The sequence below is a fragment of the Aquimixticola soesokkakensis genome (genome assembly GCF_900172375.1).
GTDB classification, from domain to species: domain Bacteria; phylum Pseudomonadota; class Alphaproteobacteria; order Rhodobacterales; family Rhodobacteraceae; genus Aquimixticola; species Aquimixticola soesokkakensis.
Genome location: NZ_FWFS01000029.1, coordinates 1 through 814, shown reverse-complemented (window position 1 = coordinate 814; position 814 = coordinate 1). Strand labels below are relative to the sequence as shown.

Below are 814 nucleotides of genomic sequence, written 5' to 3'. Positions count from 1 at the left end.
CGCCACGGGTGATTTGCCATCCAATGCTGAATGGCGCCTGCGCGGGTTGTAGAAGCCGTTGATGTATTCGAACACCGCGACCTCGACATCCCGGCGTGTTTGCCATGTGTTTTGCCAGATCAGCTCGGCCTTGAGGGATTTGAAGAAGCTCTCGACAGCCGAATTATCAAAGCAATTTCCTTTGCCGCTCATCGAAGGCAAGAGTTTGTGACGACGAAGACGCTTCTGGTACTCGTGGGCACAGTATTGCGCACCACGATCCACTGCCCGGCAGGGTATTTCCGGAGGAAATAGCCCGAGAGGGGGTATGATGAATGCAGCCAGGCGGTGGCCGACGCAGAGCTGTAGCCATGTCCAAGGCACGTAGCGCCAAGTCCTGCTTCATGCGGTTACTGATCGCCCAACCGATCACACGCCGCGAATATAGATCAATAATAACAGACAAATAGGACCAACCCTCGCGGGTCCAGATATAAGTGATGTCCCCGGCCCACTTCTGGTTTGGCGCCGTCGCCGTGAAGTCCTGGTTCAGACGGTTCGGGGCGATGTTGAAGCTGTGGTCGCTGTCGGTCGTGCGCTTGAATTTACGGCTGCGCAGAACCTGAATGCCGTTGTCACGCAGTGAGGAGGATCAGAAAACAGCGTGGGGCGCTGTTTTCCCGACGAACCCGGGCGACGCGGCGCTGGCCAACTTGAAGACCCAGTTCCTTCAATTCCTGCGTCATGCGCGGACGGCCATAGCTGCCCAAGCTGAGCCGATGTTGTTCGCGGATATATGCCAGAAGGATCATGTCACGACGCTGGCGATGTGAGG

The 814-nt window shown here is 56.9% G+C and carries 1 pseudogene; it reads right to left on the bottom strand.

Annotated elements, in window-relative coordinates:
- Positions 1-814 (bottom strand): annotated as a pseudogene (locus tag AQS8620_RS16765) (IS3 family transposase); the annotation flags it as partial.